The 17169-nt window shown below is 44.7% G+C and carries 12 protein-coding genes; 8 read left to right on the plus strand and 4 right to left on the minus strand.

The genetic code is table 11. The annotated features are described in order from the left end of the window. Nucleotides 1-131: 131 nt before the first annotated feature. Together QWZ17_RS04320 and QWZ17_RS04325 are read right to left on the minus strand one after the other, a co-directional pair. Nucleotides 132-1643: a family 43 glycosylhydrolase gene (locus tag QWZ17_RS04320; RefSeq protein WP_290303717.1), complete on the minus strand. Its 1512-nt coding sequence runs from the start codon at nucleotides 1641-1643 to the stop codon at nucleotides 132-134. A 223-nt stretch (nucleotides 1644-1866) separates the two neighbouring features. Further along, the gene (locus QWZ17_RS04325; RefSeq protein ID WP_290303718.1) at nucleotides 1867-2988 is read right to left on the minus strand and encodes an acyltransferase family protein; all 1122 of its coding nucleotides are present in this window, start codon (nucleotides 2986-2988) and stop codon (nucleotides 1867-1869) included. A 338-nt stretch (nucleotides 2989-3326) separates the two neighbouring features. Here QWZ17_RS04325 and QWZ17_RS04330 point away from each other — a divergent pair, with 338 nt between their 5' ends. Beyond that, nucleotides 3327-5675 carry a PAS domain S-box protein gene (locus tag QWZ17_RS04330; protein ID WP_290303719.1) on the plus strand — a complete coding sequence of 783 codons (2349 nt, stop codon included), beginning with the start codon at nucleotides 3327-3329 and terminating at the stop codon, nucleotides 5673-5675. Nucleotides 5676-5794: 119 nt separating this feature from the next. Beyond that, nucleotides 5795-6286 (plus strand): peptide-methionine (S)-S-oxide reductase MsrA, encoded by a 492-nt coding sequence (gene msrA / locus QWZ17_RS04335; RefSeq protein WP_290303720.1) that lies wholly within the window; start codon nucleotides 5795-5797, stop codon nucleotides 6284-6286. 137 nt (nucleotides 6287-6423) lie between these two features. On the opposite strand, the gene QWZ17_RS04340 is transcribed toward msrA, so the two are convergent. Further along, complete coding sequence (locus tag QWZ17_RS04340; RefSeq protein ID WP_290303721.1) at nucleotides 6424-6765, minus strand: HopJ type III effector protein; 342 nt, start codon at nucleotides 6763-6765, stop codon at nucleotides 6424-6426. Nucleotides 6766-6986: 221 nt separating this feature from the next. Here QWZ17_RS04340 and QWZ17_RS04345 point away from each other — a divergent pair, with 221 nt between their 5' ends. Together QWZ17_RS04345 and QWZ17_RS04350 are read left to right on the plus strand one after the other, a co-directional pair. Then, complete coding sequence (locus QWZ17_RS04345) at nucleotides 6987-8291, plus strand: dipeptidase (RefSeq protein WP_290303722.1); 1305 nt, start codon at nucleotides 6987-6989, stop codon at nucleotides 8289-8291. A gap of 205 nt (nucleotides 8292-8496) precedes the next feature. Beyond that, the gene (locus tag QWZ17_RS04350; protein WP_290303723.1) at nucleotides 8497-9765 is read left to right on the plus strand and encodes an Hsp70 family protein; all 1269 of its coding nucleotides are present in this window, start codon (nucleotides 8497-8499) and stop codon (nucleotides 9763-9765) included. Between the two features lie 384 nt (nucleotides 9766-10149). Here the strand turns inward: QWZ17_RS04350 and QWZ17_RS04355 are convergent, their stop codons facing one another. Beyond that, entirely contained in the window at nucleotides 10150-10740 is a 591-nt protein-coding gene (locus tag QWZ17_RS04355; protein WP_290303724.1) for a TetR/AcrR family transcriptional regulator, read from the minus strand. A 268-nt stretch (nucleotides 10741-11008) separates the two neighbouring features. Between QWZ17_RS04355 and QWZ17_RS04360 the strand changes: the two genes are divergently transcribed. The 4 genes from QWZ17_RS04360 (at nucleotide 11009) to QWZ17_RS04375 (ending at nucleotide 17129) form a co-directional block, all read left to right on the plus strand. Continuing rightward, nucleotides 11009-12067 carry an efflux RND transporter periplasmic adaptor subunit gene (locus tag QWZ17_RS04360; protein ID WP_290303725.1) on the plus strand — a complete coding sequence of 353 codons (1059 nt, stop codon included), beginning with the start codon at nucleotides 11009-11011 and terminating at the stop codon, nucleotides 12065-12067. A 9-nt stretch (nucleotides 12068-12076) separates the two neighbouring features. Further along, nucleotides 12077-15184 carry an efflux RND transporter permease subunit gene (locus QWZ17_RS04365; RefSeq protein WP_290303726.1) on the plus strand — a complete coding sequence of 1036 codons (3108 nt, stop codon included), beginning with the start codon at nucleotides 12077-12079 and terminating at the stop codon, nucleotides 15182-15184. Between the two features lie 10 nt (nucleotides 15185-15194). Then, a complete protein-coding gene (locus QWZ17_RS04370; RefSeq protein ID WP_290303727.1) occupies nucleotides 15195-16487 on the plus strand; it encodes a TolC family protein in 1293 nt (430 codons plus the stop codon). A 66-nt stretch (nucleotides 16488-16553) separates the two neighbouring features. Then, on the plus strand, nucleotides 16554-17129 hold the full coding sequence (locus QWZ17_RS04375) for a TetR/AcrR family transcriptional regulator (RefSeq protein WP_290303728.1): 576 nt from the start codon (nucleotides 16554-16556) through the stop codon (nucleotides 17127-17129). The last annotated feature ends 40 nt before the right edge of the window (nucleotides 17130-17169 follow it).

Genomic DNA, 17169 nt, shown 5'->3' on the forward strand with positions numbered 1-17169 from the left:
CAATATGAATCTGCTATTGGTGACAACACCAAAAGCGTGCTGGCGTTGAAGTTTATGCAAATCGGTATCGGACAATGAACTAACACCCTTCGGCGTTCGAGATTCATTATTCGATATTATTTCCAGATTCTTTACTCCCCTTTATTCACCAAATTAAACTCCTTAAACTCTGCATACTCGTCCGCCGGGCCTTTGTAAAATAAGCCTACCCGTTGTGGCCTGTCCCATTGTGGCAAAAAGCTAATATCAATGACTTTACTGGTAGCCAACTCAGTCCACTTACCCTGGTTTTGGCTATAGTAAACTTTGCAGGTTTTATCGGGCTGCATGGTTATTTTAAGCAGAACGGGAGTACCGGCTTTTATCGCCGCAGAATCAATTACGTTAAACGCACCGTCTTGAATCATCCAGAATTTCACCTCGTTACCCGCAACACCTATGCCCAGTGCGGCTTTTGCCGTACCGTAAAATGACAGCCCTTTTAAAGCGGCATTGTGGTTAGTTACGGTGGTGGTTACAGCAAAATTATCAGATACCGGGCGTACACCATAAATAACTCCTTCGTTATTGTTATCTAACATAGTACCTGATAGCTGCAGCTTGCCATTACCTTGTTTTACCCTCGGCACAGCACTATGAAAATCATATTGCCAGTACAAGGCGGGCTTGTTAGCGGTAAAGGTGTCGTGAATATCGGGCAGCGTTGTTGGGTTGGGTAGGGCTTTCATTACAGGCCAGCCGTTTTTGCCTGTAAAACTTAACGAGGCCAACATGCCTTCCCTGCCCGTAAGCGTCTCGCTGCGTTCGTTATAAGCATGGCATAGGTAAGTATATTTACCTGCTCCCGTTTGTACAAAAGTGCCGTGGCCGCTGCATTTCCAACCAGGGGCCGGTTGCAGTACCTCATCGCTCTCCAACTTTTCGTACGGACCAGCAAAACTGGTAGCCCGGGCTACTTTTACGTGGTAACTGCAGCCAACACCACAACACCCGCCTGCCGAGTAAAACAGGTAGATGTATTTGCCGTTTTTAAGAAAGCTTTCACCTTCTAGGCCCTGCCCTTTATCGTCTTTAAGCAGCGAAATCACATCATCGCCAACGGTTTTAAGACCATCTGCCGATAGTTTTTTGGCCAGCAATTCAATGGGGCGTTTATCCAGTCCGTATGCTTTGAACGTGATGTACAGCTGCCCGTTATCGTTGTAAATAAATCCGTCTATCGCTTCCTTACCGTAAGCTACAATCACGCCGTGGTCTGTAAAACCATGGTCGGGATATTTGGAGGTGGCTACGCCAATACACGATATATTATCGGCCTTGCGGCGGGCAGTGTAATAAATATAGTAAGTATTGTTGATGTGGTAATACTCCGGTGCCCAGAATGATCCGGCTGTCCAATCAGGAGCTTTATCAAACACGTAACCAACCTGTTTCCATTGCTTTAAATTGGCAGAGTGATAAATAGGATAATGTGGCGCCCACTCTGAAGAAGTACCGGCAGCATAATACCCTGTGGGGGTATGAATAATGGTAGGATCGGGAAAATCGCCGGGGATTGCCGTGGTTTTGGTTTGGGCCGCGGCTATCGTGCACAGGCCTATGCAAAACAGGCAAGCGATTATTTTATTGGTTATGGTTTTCATATGGTTAATATGTTATGCTATAAATTTATGATCACAAGTTAATGCTGAGCTGTGAAATCCGCAGACTGTGAAAGTGATTATGACAATTACTTTTAATTCCAACGTCATGCCGAACTTGTTTCGGCACCCCACTTGCTAAGTATACTTCATGCGGGTTACCTGTCCTGTGGGGTCCCGAAACAAGTTCGGGATGACTTTATAGTACATTAGTTCAATAGTTTCTTTATTCCTCCCCTACTATGCTCACTTCCTTCGTCACTACCTGCTTATTCCTCGCGCTAAGATACCTCCGTACGGGCACATCTATCAATCGCATCACCAGGTAAGCAAAGGCAATTAATAAAACTACGCCTATACACATAATGATAATCAGCTGGTGAGTATCCGGCTTTTTTGAATCCATGTAGCTCATCAATATCCATAAAAAGGGATAGTGGATCATGTAAAGCGGATAAGATATATCGCCTAAAAACTTGCAGATGCCTTGCAGCTTTTGCCCTACCTGCGCGCCTGCTCCCATGGCTATTAAAAACGGGAAGTAAAATATGGCAATCGTAGGATCGATAAACGGGTTAGTTTTCTCAGAAAATGGAATTAAAAAAATAACAAACAGCAAAGCACCCACACCCAAAAATCCCAATTTTGATTTGATAATAAAGTTATAACGGTAAACCAATATCCCCGCTAAAAACGAGTATAAAACACGGAAGCCACCACCCGCCACATTATCGCCTCCCCAGCCAACGCCTAAAAAGCCGGCTTTCGCGGTTTCGTAATAAAGGCCGGCCGCGCCAATTACCATGAGTGCCCATATGAACTTTTTGGGTAGCCTGATGAGCACAAAAGCGTAAAATATATTGGCCAGATATTCCCAGGCCAGCGACCATGTTGGCGGGTTAAGATGAAAAAGGTTAAAATACCTTTCATGCACCGTTGGGTACGGAATTAACAGGCAGGAGCTTAAAAACATCAGCAAAATTTTACCGGCTCCGTAAACCTTGTAAAGACTGCTGTACGGATCAAACACAAAAGCTAACAAACCTATCACCGCGCCAACCAAAACCATGGGGTGCAGGCGAATAAGGCGTGCTTTAAAGAACTGCAGCTTGCCAATACTTTCCAGCTTAGTATCATAAGCATAGGCGATTACAAAGCCCGATAAACAGAAAAAGAAATCGACAGAGAGATAAGCATGTGCTATAAAACTATCGGGATATTTGGGAACTATAAATTCCATAAAATGGAAAATAACTACAGATACGGCGGCGATTCCCCTGAGGCCATCTAAAATTTGAAAATGTGGTTTACTTTTTAAAAGAACAGAACTTGAATTTGCAGCAGGCATTGATGTTTATTAAACGTGGTTTATAATAGTTTTCAAAGAAACGTTATTAACCTTAGCGCAAATAGCCGCAATGAATCAATTTTTCTACGTTTTGTATCAATTGAGTGATAATGGCGCAGGTTACTAAAACCCAATAATGCCAAACCATAAACAGGATATTTGGGGGAGTCTTCAAAACAACACCGTCAACGCGAAGCAATGGGCAGCAGTCACACGTAAACTGTAACATTCGCGTTACAAATCAAGCTATTGTACATTAGAAAACCTTGCCCATTGTGCTATATACCGCAAAAACATACCTTTATGAGCATTCTTTAAAGGAGTGTTTCCCTGGTTCTATGAAATTACAATTTAACCGTAACCTGCAACTTGGGTACGGTATTTCTATCGTTATATTATTGGTGGTTGGCATAATGTCGTTTACCACATTAACAAGTTTGCTAAGCAGCAGCCAATCTGTTGCACATAGCACGCTTGTTATCCAAAAACTGGAAAAAATGATGTCGGTAATGAAAGATGCCGAAACCGGTCAGCGGGGCTATCTCCTAACCGATAAAGAAGACTTTCTTGAACCCTACAACGGTGCATATCAACATGCTGTACATTTGGCCAATGATGTTACTACGCTCACCGCCGATAATCCTGACCAAATCGTTAATCTTTCCCGCATCCGCGCTATACTCCTTAAAAGGTTTGACATACTGCATACCTTAACCGATAAAAAACGAGATGGCGGCATTGTGAACACCGCCGACCTGCTGGCCGGTAAATATGCGATGGATTCCCTGCGCCAGGCTGTTGACAAGGCCGAGCAGGATGAGAACCGCTTGCTTGAAAACAAAACCGCCTTACTTAACCGGTACATCGCATTTGCGCCACTGGCCATCCTTGCGGCCATTACGCTGGCAGTAATTATTGCCTTACTATCTTATCTTGGCGTTGTTCGCGAATTGAAACATCGAGAACAACTGCAAACAGAATTACAGCTAAAAGAGGAAGAAACTGCCGCCTTTAACGAAGAACTTACAGCTGCCAATGAAGAGATCTCGGCATCAAACGAAGAACTCATGACTATTAATGAGGAACTTTCTGAAGCCCGTGAAGAACTCTTTACCCTAAACCGCTCGTTAGAAGATAAAGTAACAGAACGCACCCGCGCATTGGCCGAAAGCGAAGAGGAAACTCAGGCGCTTAATGAAGAACTTACGGCCATCAACGAAGAATTAGCAGCCGCGAATGAAGAAATGCTGGCCAGCAACGAGGAAATGCAACGTAGCCGCGAAGCTGCCCAGAAAAGTGAAAAGCTATTCCGGTCTATAGCTGTAAATATTCCACAGTCTTTAATCCTGGTAATGGATACCGAGCAGCGGCTTATTACTATTGAGGGCGACCTGATGGATAAACTGGGCTACCACGATGCCAGCTATGCAGGTAAATATATAGCCGATGTTGCCCTGCCCGAACGCTACGCGGCAACCCGCCCGTTTTATGAGCGCATGCTGGCAGGCGAACAAATTCGTGAAGAATTGAAAAGTGTAGCAGGCGACGATTTCCAGGTTGACTTTGTGCCATTAAAAGATGATGCGGGCAAAACATACGCGGGGCTGGTTATCGCTTTGGATATTACTGCCTACAAACAGGCCCAGGAAAAGAGCGCAAAACTGGCGGCTATTGTAGAATCATCTGCCGATGCCATCATCAGCAAAACATTGCAGGGCGTTATAACCAGCTGGAACCGTTCGGCCGAGCGGATTTTCGGCTACACGGCTGCCGAAATGATTGGACAACCTATCATGAAATTAATACCGCCCGATAGGCACCAGGAAGAACCACAGATTATAGCACGCATTAAAAACGGCGACCGTGTAGAGCATTTTGAAACCGAACGCCTGACCAACCATGGACAAAAACTGGATGTATCCCTAACCATCTCCCCTATCCGCGACGAACAGGGAAACATTATCGGCGTATCTAAAATAGCCCGGGATATATCTGAAAAGAAACAGGACGAACTGCGTAAAAACGATTTTATAGGCATGGTTAGCCATGAACTTAAAACCCCACTTACATCGCTAAGCGCGCTTATACAGGTTTTACACAAAAAATCATTGAATACCGATGACGCTTTTGCCGTATCGGCTTTAAGTAAAGCTAATGTGCAGGTGAATAAAATGGGCACCATGATTAATGGTTTCCTAAATGTTTCCAGGCTTGAATCGGGCAAGATCGTTATCGATAAAAGTAATTTTGATGTGGATGATCTGATTCGCGAAGTACTGGCCGAAGCAGAGCTGACCACAACCAGCCATCATTTTATATTTGAACCCTGCGCGCAAACTACTGTAAACGCCGACCGCGACAAAATCAGTTCGGTAATTTCAAATCTTATCAGCAACGCGGTAAAGTATTCGCCAAAGGGAAAGGTTATTAAGATAAAATGTGAGCTTTTGCCCAACCACGCCCAGGTAAGCGTACAGGACGAAGGAATGGGCATTAAGCAACAAGACCTTGGTAAACTATTTGAACGTTATTACCGCGTTGCAACAACACATACGCAACATATATCTGGCTTTGGAATTGGCTTGTATTTAAGTGCCGAAATCATACACCGCCACGAAGGCCGTATCTGGGCCGAAAGTGAAAGCGGCGTAGGGTCTACTTTTTATTTCACAATTCCGCTGGGATAAGTTGCAGTGGTAAGTGTGATAAACCTTTCCTGTTGTAATCTTTTACATAGGCGTGTTGTATCCCACTTGCCTTTTTATCAATTCTGCGCTACCTTTATACATATAAAATATATGCTATTATGAAAACTGAAAAAGCCATTTTGGCTGGTGGTTGCTTTTGGGGAGTAGAAGAACTTTTCAGGGTGCAACCCGGAGTTATATCAACGGTTGTGGGATATACCGGTGGCAATGTTGTTAACGCTACCTACCGCAATCACGGCACACATGCCGAAGGTATCGAGATTGTTTTTGACCCCGAAGTTTTGCCGTACAGGGGCTTGCTTGAATATTTTTTCCAGATCCATGATCCTACAACCCGCAATCGCCAGGGTAATGATATCGGTACATCATACCGCTCGGCCATTTTTTATTTGGATGAGGCCCAGCATGAAACTGCCAAAGCCCTGATTGCCGATATGGAAGCATCCGGCAAATGGCCAGGCAAAATAGTTACCGAGGTGGTACCCGCAACCGATTTTTGGAATGCCGAAGCAGAGCACCAGGATTATTTACAAAAACACCCTTACGGATACACCTGCCACTTTGAACGCCCGGACTGGAAACTTTCTTGAGACAGAATCAAGAATTAAGAGTCAAGAATTAAGAAAAAAAAGTAATATCGAATATTGAATGCCCAATAACGAATTGAAATAGTATTCGCTGTTGGGCATTCTACATTTTAAACGGTGTATCTTTTATTTAACAATTACTACTTTGCTACTAAGGCATCTCCTTCAAAAACAACGCCTGCCCAGCCATGAGCCATAAACTGCCTGATGTTTTGGTGATCTGTTGCATCCGGGTGTGCTAATACGGCCTGATAGTGCTCGGCAAATAAATACAACGTATCTTCCGCGCTTAGGTCATTCAGCTTTGCAAATGTTAAAACTTTAGCGCTACCCTGGTTTTGTGTGGCTTCATTATATGTATCGCCGTTTTTAAAAGCGGTTGGCTGATGGGTGTAATAGGTTTCGATCAACGCTAAAACATCGGTAAACTTTATTGAATTTTCTTTTAGCGCGGCTATTAATTGAAGTAGTTGCTCTTTCATTTAGTTGTTTTGTGCGGGCAAAATTATAAAATCAATCGGTATAAAAGTCTTGTGGTATCGAAACATCCGATATATCCAACCTAACATAACCTGCAATTTGCTTTCCTTTAATCGGCTGAATATTGGCCATCGTCGATTTTCGTGATGTATTGGGCGATGTTCGTTTTTAAAACAGATACTTACATTTATCATTGTGTTTTCTGATTTTAACATAAATAGTAATGATAAAAAATCCTTCAAACTGGTCGCGACGCGACTTCATTGCCACCATTGCCGGGACAGGTGCTGCAATGATGCTTAGTCCGCTGGCAGGCTGGGCCATGGTAAATGAGGTTGATCCGCGCGTGGCCGCCATTGTAGCCGCTACTATTGGCATTGACACGCATAATCACATTGATGTACCGCTTACCACGGCCGAAATGCCCGGACCAGATATTGACCTGGCCGGCGAAATGACCCGCTCTGGCTTATCGGCCATCTGTATGACATTCGCGCTGGATTATCAACGATTAGATCAACCTGAACAGGCCTATGAGCGCTTCCTGAACGGCCTTACCGTGATGGACCAGCAACTGGCCAAAAATAAAATAAAACGGTCATTAAACATGGGCAATCTGCGCGACGCGCACCAGCAACACCAGCCTACGGTAATTCAATCTGTAGAAGGCTGCCATTTTTTAGAAGGACACCTTGACCGGGTAGAAGTTGCCTACCAACGCGGTTTACGCCACCTGGGGTTACTTCATGACAGCGACGCATCGGTACCGCTTGGCGACGTGTATACCAACCCGGCAAAATTAGGCGGTTTAACGGCGTTTGGGGCCGATGTGATCAAGGAATGTAACCGGTTGGGTATATTGGTAGATTTGGCGCATGCCAGCAATGATACCGTAGCCGCGGCACTTAAAGTAAGTAAGCAGCCGGCACTCATTTCGCACACCGGCCTTGATACCCAACTGGGGCAAAACCAGTTTATGGCCCGCATGATGAAACCAAGGCTGATTAGTAAAGAAACCGCTAAGATGGTGGCAGACGCGGGCGGCGTAATTGGCGTATGGACACATCTTGCTGATTCGCCTTTGGAGTATGCCCAAAATATCCGCGCGCTTGTTGATGTTATTGGGGTTGACCATGTAGGTATTGGCACCGATACCAAACTAACCCCGGCCTACAGGGCGGCAGGTAACTTTGGCCCAATGCAGGGCGGCCCGGGTAAACCGGGCGATAATGGTGGCCCGCCGCCGGGTGGTAACAATGGCGATCACCGCGACGGTCCGCCGCTGGGTGGCAATAATGGCGACCGCCGTGATGGCCCTCCTCCGGGTGGTAATGGTGGTCCGGGTGGCGGTCCAAACCGTCAGCGGGCTGGCGAGCGTACCAACGAGACTTGGCCAGATCAAAAGGTTGGGTTCTATTATGCCGTGGTAGATGCCTTGTTGCAAACCGGTTTTAATGCCGATGAAATTGGCAAAATAGGCGGCGGCAATTTTTGCCGGATATTTGACGCCGCGACAGCGGGACATTAATATTTCCAACTCTTTTTTGGCTTAATTAAAAATATTTAGAAGCCTCGCAACAATGCGGGGCTTTTTTATGAACTTGCCGCATTAAGTATGCTCCTAAATTCATAGCCCTTTTTACTTGTTATTCCCATCCTGTGCTTCATTCTTAAGCTAATTTTTAATATTTTCGCCGCCCTTTAAATTTTAAAAAGGCTTTATTACCGCTGCTATGAATAAGTTTTTATACGGAATTGATTTTGGTACCACCAATTCGGCTTTGGCTATTTACAATGAAGAAACCAGGGAAATTCATAGTACCATCATCATCCCTTCGCTTATTTATTTTTACGCGCAGCCGGTTGTGGGTAATGCTAAGAATTACGTGGTAGGTGAAGAAGCCATCACAGCTTACCTTGCCGATGACATGAAGGGCCGTTTTATCAAATCGGTTAAACAAATCCTATCCAGAAGCAGCTTCACCGAAACCCGCATCCAAAACAAGCGCTACAACGCGTCTGACCTGGTAGCCATCATTTTACAGGAATTAAAAGAACGGGCCGACGAATTGATTGGCCAGGATTGCCGTAAGGCGGTGATTGGTCGCCCGGTATTTTTTGATGATGATGATGTGCAGAAAGATACGCTGGCACAAACCAGACTGAGTAAAGCGGCGGCATTGGCAGGTTTTGAGGAAGTCCGTTTTCAGTTTGAGCCAATCGGCGCGGCCTTTGCCTATGAAAAAACACTGGCGAAAAAAGAGAACGTATTGGTAGCCGATTTGGGCGGTGGTACAACAGATTTTACCTACCTGGTACTCGACCCCGAAAAAGTGGGCAGCAAAGATCGTAAGAATGATATGATGGCCAGCGGCGGTATCTACATTGGCGGCGATAGCCTTGATTCGGCTTTTATGTGGGAAAAGGGTACACCCTACTTTGGCAAAAACACGTTGTATGAGGCCACGCCGGGTAAAGTGCTAACAGTACCCAAATCGCTGTTTGTAAACATTTGCTCCTGGGAACAAATGAACTTTTTTAACGGGCCCCGCATTAAAAAAGACATTGAAGATTATTACTACTTTTCACGTAACGACCGCCAGTTTAAAAACCTGATCACCCTTATTGACAATAACCTGGGGTATTCGGTATTTCAGGCTATCGAAAAAACAAAAATTGAACTTTCAAACGGTGATACTTCTACATTTAGTTACCATAAAATGGATATCGATATTGAAGAGGAAATTTCACTGCCCGGTTACGAAGATATTATAGCCAAAGATGTAAACAGGATTGCCAATTACCTGGATGAATTTATGACCCAAAACGGCATCGACCCTGAAAACATCAACAGCTTATTTTTAACTGGCGGCACATCTTTGGTGGGCAGCGTTCAAAAGCTGTTCAAAAACAGGTTTCCGCATGTGAATTTAAATTCGGGCGATAATTTCAAAAGCGTTGCCAAAGGGTTGGCCTATAGCGGGTATTTGTTTGAGAATTAGCGGTACACGAAAGAGGTAGCACCTACGGCGCATAAAAATATTTTATGTTCTTTTCTACAACCAGGTAGCCGCTATGCGGCAGAAATATTTGAGAGGATAATATCGGTTGCTTTACATGCGTGTGTAAAGTTCATCATCAATAAAACAGATTTTCTGGCAAATAGTGGGGCCTCGAGTAACCGCGTAGCGGTCATCCATTTCTTTCAATTTTATTTTTGTATTGTTGAGATTTTTTCTTTGCCAGCCACATTTCCTGCCGCATAGCGGCTACCTATTTGTAGTAAAATAGCCCCACCAGCAAGATGCCGCGTCGCGGCTACCTGTTTACGCTAAAAAGTCTCCAATTCTGGATTCAGGCAGATCTTCCTTTTAATCAACTCTCCGCTACATCAAACCCTTATGCAACATTTGCGATAACCAGGCTATTTTGCTTTCAAATTGTGGGAAACGGCCAAAAATCATAATTTCCTGTTCAAAGCTTTTAAAGGCGGCACTCAGGGTTTCGGCCAAAAACTGGGTATCTTCTTCAGATAGTTCAACTATATCCTTGTTTTCTATCCCCCACCGTATCATTTGCTTTACAAGGGCGATTTCATCATCGGCAAAAGCTCTGGTTTTTAACATCAGCTGCGCCGGGTCTTGTTTCAAATCGTCAATAACAAGCTGGTATTTTAAAACCACCTCGCGTAAGTTTTTAATCTTGATACTGTTAAAGGATTCTATATTGGCCGAAAAAGATCGTCGTTTACTTATGGAGGCCGCGCTTTCTTCCAAGCAGTGCGAGAAAAGCTTACCGCAAACGGCATCCAGCACTTCTTCTTTATTTTTAAAATAATGATAGAGCGTGCTGCGTCCCTTTTTACATTCGTTTGAAATATCCTGCATGGAAACCCTTAAATAGCCGTAACGTTCAAACACCACGCCCGACGCTTTAATAATCTCTTCTTTTACCTTATCGTTTTCATCTACTTTCATGGCTCGACAAAAATACATTTTTTGTTTGTGACTATGATGCAATCAAACGGTTTAATCGTAATCTGAATGAAATTCTAAAATGACATTCACATTAAAAATATCATCGATACAAATACTGTATATTTGTCGAAGCTTGCATCAGACGTAAGTTAAGCGGATAAACAAATCTGTACTTTCATCAATGGATTTACTAATTATTGATATAAATTCCTTGATAAAGCCTGAAATACATATCGACAAAAACACACAAAATGTTCAATTGAATTAAATGAAAACCAAAACTACACTCACCGCGGCAGTATTAACTGCCTTATGGATTTCCGGATGCGCCGGTAAAAAAGAGCAAACTACAGGTCCGGACACTTTAGCTGTCAACGTATTTAACTTAAGTACCAAATCCATATCCGCCGGCGATAATACCGTTTACGACGGAACGCTTGAGGCCGATAAAACTATCGATTTAAGTTTCCAGGTTTCGGGAACCATTTTATCATTCCCCGTACATACCGGCGATTTTGTAAATAAAGGACAACTGGTAGGCGCTGTAGATGAAACTACCTACCGCAACCAGTACAATGCTCAATTAGCCCAGGTAAAACTTGCCCAGGAAAACTACACCCGCATAAACGAAGTATTTAAAAAAGGCAGCGTTGCCGAAATAAAAATGCTGGAAGCCAAATCAAATTTCGACCAGGCAACATCGGCAGCGCAGGCAACCTATCAAAATATAGCCCATACCCATCTTTATGCTCCCGTTAGCGGCTACGTTGGCGAAAAGAAAGCCGAAGCCGGCGCGGTGGCAAGCCCCGGTCAGCCGGTATTGCAGTTATTGGATACCCGCGCTGTTAAGGTATTGGTAGCCGTGCCCGAAAGTGAAGTTAACCGGTATAAAGCAGGCACCCCGGCTACCGTGAAAATTGATGCGCTGGGCGATACTCCCTTACAGGGCAAGGTTGCCGAGGTGGGTGTTTTAGCCCTTAGCGGCAGCGCCAATTACAACGTAAAAATTACCCTGGCCAATAACGATATGAAGCTAAAACCAGGTATGCTTTGTAAAGTAGTGTTTGATAAAGCGGCCAGGGTTGCAGATACAACCAGCGCCAAAGAAGTGATAGTACCGGTACAGGCCATACAGGTTGACGAAAAAGGCAACAACTTTTTATACATAGTAACCGCAGATCATAAAGCGGCCCGAAAGGAAGTAACCACCGGCCAGCTTTACAGTAAAGGCATTACTATTAAAACCGGCCTTAACGGCAACGAGGAGGTAATAACTTCTGGTTACCAGAAACTTGCCGATAAAACCCCCGTAATTGTCAACAACTAACAGCAGATCATGAAAAAGAAAGGTAATTTAATTGAATGGGCTATGGAGTACCATGTATTCCCGCTGGCTTTATCTGCCGTGCTTGTTCTGCTTGGTATAGCCGCGCTTTTTAACATGCCGCGAAATGAGTTTCCCGATTTTACCATCAGGCAGGGCCTTATAACCGGGGTGTACCCCGGTGCTTCATCCAAACAGGTTGAAGAGCAGTTGACCAAAAAAGTGGAAGAGTACTTATTCAGCAATAATGAGGTGAATAAGAAAAAAACATACTCCTACTCCCGCGATGGTGTCATGTACATTTTTGTTGAGGTTGCCGATAATTTAGACGCCATACAAACCAAGGCATTTTGGAACAAGATTAAAAACGGCATGCTCATTTTGCAAAGCCAGCTTCCCAAAGAGGTTAAAGGGTTTTACATCGATAGCGATTTTGGAAATACATCGGCCCTGCTCCTATCGGTGGAATCAAATACAAGGCCATATAAAGAGTTGCTCCGCAATGTAGAAGATATTGAAGCCGAATTGCGGCAGGTGCAGGATGTTGCCAAAATATCGCACACGGGCAACCTAAACGAGCAGCTAACAGTTTACGTGGATAACAATAAGCTGCTGCAAAAAGGTGTATCGGCAGGCAACATTATGCAGATACTGCAAAATGAAGGCGCTATAAACGCTACCGGCAAAGTAGAAGGAGCCGTAGTTGATGAGCCAATCCACCTGAGCACGTTTTACAAAACCGAGGCAGAACTTGCCGACCAGATCATCAGGCAGGATGCAAACGGCAACTCCGTGCGCCTGCGCGATGTAGCTACACTGAAACGTGAATATGACGAGCCGGATAGCTATGTAACCTCAAACGGCACCAAATCAATAGTGGTTTCGCTGGAGATGATAACCGGCAAAAATATTGTACTATTTGGTAAAGAACTGGAAGCGCACATCGAAAAAGTACGCGAACACCTCCCACCGGATATTAAACTGGTAAAACTGGCCGATCAGCCCGAGGTTGTGGACGATTCGATAAGCCACTTTATGAAAGAGTTTGCCTTCGCGCTTATTGGTGTTGTATGCGTGGCCCTGTTGCTGTTACCCTTCAGGGTGGCCGCCGTGGCCGCCGCCACTATCCCCATCACCATAGCCGCTACGCTGGGTATTATGTATATGACCGGCATTGAACTTGATACCGTTACACTTGCCGCCTTAATTGTGGTGCTGGGTATTGTGGTTGATGACCCTATAGTGGTGATTGATAATCACGTTGAAAAGCTGGATCATGGCATGTCTATTTGGGATGCGGCTATCAGTAGTGCTAAAGAATTGTTTCCATCGGTATTTACCGCTACGCTGGCCATTTCTGCCACTTTTGTACCGCTGGCATTTTTCATGACCGGTACCGCTAAAGATTTCATCCGGTTATTCCCGGTAACCATTATGATAGCGCTAACCCTATCGCTGCTGATCTCTATGCTGGTGGTTCCTTTCTTTAACACCCTATTTGTAAAAAAAGGATTACTGCATAATAAGGCAGATGAAAAAAGATCATTCCTGGACCGCTTGCAGGATTTTTTCAACAACCATATCGGCAATTCTATGAAGCACTACAAACTCACCGTGTTTTTCGCGGTGATGGCTGTAGTTGTGGGAATTGGCATTATGGGTGTACTGCCGCAGCAATTATTCCCTAAGGTAGAGCGCAACCAGTTCGCGATGGAGATCTATTTACCATCTGGCTATAACCTATCTCAAACAGATAGTGTGGTAAAGGGCATGGAACGGATACTGAAACAGGATAAGCGCATCATCAACTATACCAGCTTCATTGGTAGCAGTTCGCCACGTTTCCACTCGGTATACGCGCCTAATTTGCCGGCAAAAAACTATGCGCAGATATTGATCAAAACAGTATCTGAAGATGCAACCGAAAAGGTTATTATCGAATATCAGCATAAATACAGTAACCTGTTTCCATCCGCCTATGTGCGTATGAAGCAGCTGAACATGATTAACGCCCTGGCACCTATTGAGGTAAGGATCAGCGGAAACGATATCTCATCATTAAAACAGGTGGCTAACCAGGTTTTAGCCATTGGCAAAACCTACAAAGAGGTAACCTGGGCCAGAACAGATTATAACGAGATACAGCCCACTCTTAAAATAGATGTTAAAACAGCCGAAGCAGCAAGGCTTGGCCTGGGCAAAAGCGATATTGCCAACGCGGTAGCTATGCACTCCGAAGGGATAACAGCTACCCAGCTTTGGGAAAACACTTACGCCGTAGATGTTAAAATTAAATCGCCAAAAGCTGCAAGGAGCGATCTATCGGCCCTGCGCGATCTTAATATCGTATCGCCACAAACAAAATCCATTATCCCCTTAAGGCAGGTTGCTGATGTAAACCAGGAATGGAACGACGGCCAGATAGCACGCAGAAACAGCGTGCGTACACTCACTGTACGTATGGATGTAACCCAGGACGCTGTGGCAAATGCCGTTTTGGCCAAAATGCAACCGGCCATTGAAAAAATAAAACTCCCCAACGGTGTTGAATTACGTTACGGAGGCGAACTGGAGTTACAAGGCGAAAACCAGGGGCCAATGGGTACCGCGCTTGGCGTAAGTATCATATTGATATTCCTGATTTTATTATGGCACTTTAAACATCTTAAACATGCCCTGCTAAGCATTACCACCATGCCTTTGAGTTTGTTAGGCGCATCGTTCGGTTTGTTGGTGATGGGATATCCGTTCGGGTTTACATCCTTTTTGGGCTTGCTTGCGCTTTGCGGTATTGTAGTGCGTAACGGTATCATCCTCATAGATTTTGCCGAAGAGTTGCGGCTGCACGAGGGTAAATCTGCCTTTGAAGCTGCAAAACTATCTGCCGAGCGCCGGATGCGACCTATTTTCCTTACCTCATCGGCAGCGGCTGTTGGTGTAATACCGATGGTGATCAGCCGGTCGTCATTATGGGGACCGCTTGGTACAGTGATCTGTTTCGGGTTATTGCTATCCATGTTGCTCACGTTATTCGTGCTGCCTACCCTTTACTGGCTTTTCTTCCGCAAGGAGGATCAAAACAAACCGGATAGCCAAACCCCGGAAACCGTAACCGCATAAGTTCATGATCATGAAAACATTCTTTTTTTCCATATTTATTTTATCGTGTCTGCAGGCTGGTGCCCAGCAGCACAGCATATCCCTGCAACAAAGCAAGCAGGCGGCCCTTGCCTATAGTTACGCACTAAAAAACGGCGAGTTAAAAATCAGCTCGGCCCAAGCCGATGTTGCTGCGGCCAAATCAGATTATCTACCCTCGGTGAGTGCCACCGGGGTTGGATTGTTCGGCTTTAAGGATTTTGTATCGGCCATGCCTCCCCTGTTAGAAAAAGGAGTTAATAACCTTTACCTGTTTGGCGTAACCGGTACCGAAGCACTTTACGCCGGCGGTAAAATTAAAACCGGCAACCAGCTGGCCGCATTACAGTTGCAGGTGAGCCAGATCAGGAAAAAGCAATCGGCAGATTCTGTGGTATTACTTACCGAACAAAAATACTGGAACCTGGTAAACATACAGGAACAGCAAAAAACCATACTTTTAAATGAAGCCCTGCTTAATGCCGTACTTAAAATGCAAAAAGATATGCTGGCATCGGGCTTAATAGCCAGGAACGATTTGCTGAAGGTAAAAGTTCAGCTTAGTCAGCTATTGGTTAACAAAAGCAAGCTCCAGAATGGTCGCCATGTAGCGCAGTTAGATTTTTCGATGTATACCGGTATTCCTTTTGATTCGTTGATGACGATGCAGGATACACTTAACAAAACAAGCACGCCTACCCTGCCTGCCCTGCAACCCGATACTAATTTAAACGGGAATGCCAATTATCAGCTATTAACAAAGCGTATTGAGGGCGAAAAACTGCAAACCAGGTTAGCCAATGGCGATAACCTGCCCAGTCTGTCTGTCGGCCTAAGCGCGTCGCAAACCGGATCGATCAATAGCGGTATTGGAAGCAATTTTGCACCAGCAAGTTTTGTTACACTTAGCATTCCTATTTCAAACGGTTTATGGGGACGCGGTAAGCAAAAGATTAAACAACACCATATAAGCGAGCAAATAGCCCGTAATGATTTCAGCGATGGCCAAAATCAATTGAAAGTAGGTATTGTGCGCTATTGGTATGATATGCAGGACCAGCTAACCCAAATTAGCTATGCCAAAGACAATCTGGAACAGGCTACCGAAAACGTAAAAGTTAACCAGGATAACTATAAAGCCGGCCTGGCTACCATTTCTGAAGTATTGGATGCCCAAGCTGCTTACCAGCAAGCCTCAAGCACTGTGGTTACCGCCTTTGCCGATTTTAACGTAAGAGCGGCCGTATACCGCTATGTAACCGCGAAAACCGAGAGCCAGCCATAGTAGCTGGCTCTTTTATAAAGCGGGCTTAACCCCACGGAGAGAAGCCAAGTAATATCAACCGCTGCAATGGACAACAAAAGAACACATCTTATTGATAACGCCATCGGGCTTTTTATCCAACATGGCATTGTAAGTGTTACCATGGATGAGGTGGCGGGCGCGGCGGGCATGTCGAAGAAAACGCTTTACCAGCATTTTGCCAACAAAGGCATCCTTGTTGAAGCCGTTGTTGATTTGCTGATTGAGCAGGGCGAAGGCATATTGAAGGCAAACAAAAACATGACTACAGATCCTGTTTGGGAGTTATTTCTGCAACAGGATCTTTTTAAACACTTGATTGCCTCCCGGTACCTTTTTAACGATGCCGTGTTACAACGATATCCACGCGCACACAGAGTTGTACTTCATTTTAAAAACGATACGCTAAAAAGTGTTATCGAAGCGAATTTAAAGCAAGGTATAGAGAGAGGGCTTTACCGGGACAACCTTGATATTGAAACCACAGCCGGCATTTACACCTCCGTAACCGACTTTTTTTTGTTTAACAATTTACGCAACCCCGCCGAAGTATTTACAGCGCTACACCTGTTTATAAACAGCATAACAACAATGGAAGGGCGTGGTGTTTTCGCTGGTTTGTAGCTTTGCTTGATTCTACAAAAAGGTAGGCGCTATGCGGCAT

The organism is Mucilaginibacter flavus (assembly GCF_030409315.1).
Classification (GTDB): Bacteria; Bacteroidota; Bacteroidia; order Sphingobacteriales; family Sphingobacteriaceae; genus Mucilaginibacter; species Mucilaginibacter flavus.